This window comes from Protofrankia sp. CiP1_Cm_nod3, assembly GCF_982290655.1.
On the sequence record NZ_CEVIVD010000032.1, the window covers coordinates 27,903 to 29,343 of the forward strand.

Here is a 1,441-nt window from a genome sequence, read left to right on the forward strand (position 1 = left end):
CGGGTGGCGCGGGCAGGTGCCCCGTCCGCGCCACCGCGGGCCCGTGCCTGGCCCCGGGATGAGGTCGGCATCCCGAGGCCGGCCGCGTCCGTGCCTGTGCCTTTGTGCCATGGATCCGCGTCCGCGCGGATCGGTGCCCAGATCGTCGCCCGCGTCGAGCGGGATCTACGGGAAGTGTTCTCAGGATCTACAGGAAGTGTCCTAGGACGTGCGCAGCGGCGGGAAGGCCTGGTCCAGTTCGTTGCGCATGTCCCGCTTGAGCAGGTCGTCGGTCTCGGAGGCGCCCTGCCCCTCCAGGAGGAACCGCGCGACCCGCAGCGTCAGATCGACCCGTTCAGCGAGGTTGAGAGCACCGTTGAAACGTCCGCTGGAGCCTGCGGAGGTCAGGACCTTGGCGACGAACTCGTCCGCGGCCTGCAGTGCCTCCACGCGCGTCATGCGTTCCACCCCTTTGTGCCGGAAGCCGTACCGGAAGCCGTAAGCAAGGCGCAACCGTACCAGGCAAGCTTCTTCCTCCGTTGTCCACCCCATCCCACCCGCTTTGCTCTGGTTGGGATTCCTGCTCGCTCTGTTGTGTTCACGCCGGTGGATGGCTCTGGGGGCCCGGTCCGCTCGCCTGTTTGTGGCAAAAGGTATCATTTCGACTGCCTGGGGTCGCGGATCGCGGTCCTGGTGGGCTGCCCGTGCCGTCGTCGGTGGGTCAGTTCCAGGCGAGGGCCACGGCCGGGTCGGTGAGCATCCGGGCGGCGTCCGCGAGCACCCTGGAGCCGAGCTCGCCGTCGACGATCCGGTGGTCGAAGGTGAGGGCGAGCTGCGCCACTGTCCGGACAGCCAGCTCACCCCCGTACACCCAGGGCATCGGACGGATCGCTCCCAGCGCGAGGATCGCGGCTTCCGGCGGGTTGAGGAGGGGGGTTCCGATGTCGACGCCGAACACCCCGACGTTGGTGATTGTGATCGTCCCACCGCGCAGCGCCTCTGGTGTGCTCTTTCCGGCGCGGGCGGTGACGGTCAGCTCGTGCAGCGCGTGCGCGAGCTCGACGAGGCTCATCCGGTCCGCGTCCGCGATGTTCGGTACGACGAGCCCGCGCGGCGAGGCCACCGCGATCCCGAGGTTGACGTACTCGTGGACGGCGATCCGCGCGGGCTCGTCGCCGGCCGCGTCCTCCCAGCGGGAATTGACCATCGGATGGCGGCTGACGGCCGTCAGCAGTGCCTTGGCGACGAACAGCAGCGGGGTCACCCTGACGTCGGCGAACTCGGGCAGCGCGGCCAGCCGGTCGCGGGCCGCCATCGTCTCGGTGACGTCCACGCTGATGAACTCGGTGGCCTGCGGCGCGTTCGCCGCGCTGGTCACCATCGCCTGCGCGGCCGCCCGTCGGAGGCCCGTCACCGGGATGCGGCGGACCCGGTCCCGGCCGGCACCCGGGGCGGTGTCCGG

At 70.3% G+C, this 1,441-nt stretch carries 2 protein-coding genes; both read right to left on the reverse strand.

Annotated features, from left to right (window positions below):
- Window positions 1-201: 201 nt before the first annotated feature.
- Complete coding sequence (locus AC5LUJ_RS08975) at window positions 202-438, reverse strand: hypothetical protein (protein WP_250284500.1); 237 nt, start codon at window positions 436-438, stop codon at window positions 202-204.
- A gap of 262 nt (window positions 439-700) precedes the next feature.
- Window positions 701-1,441: dihydrolipoamide acetyltransferase family protein (locus tag AC5LUJ_RS08980; RefSeq protein WP_493464764.1), on the reverse strand; the 741-nt coding region annotated here is incomplete at its 5' end.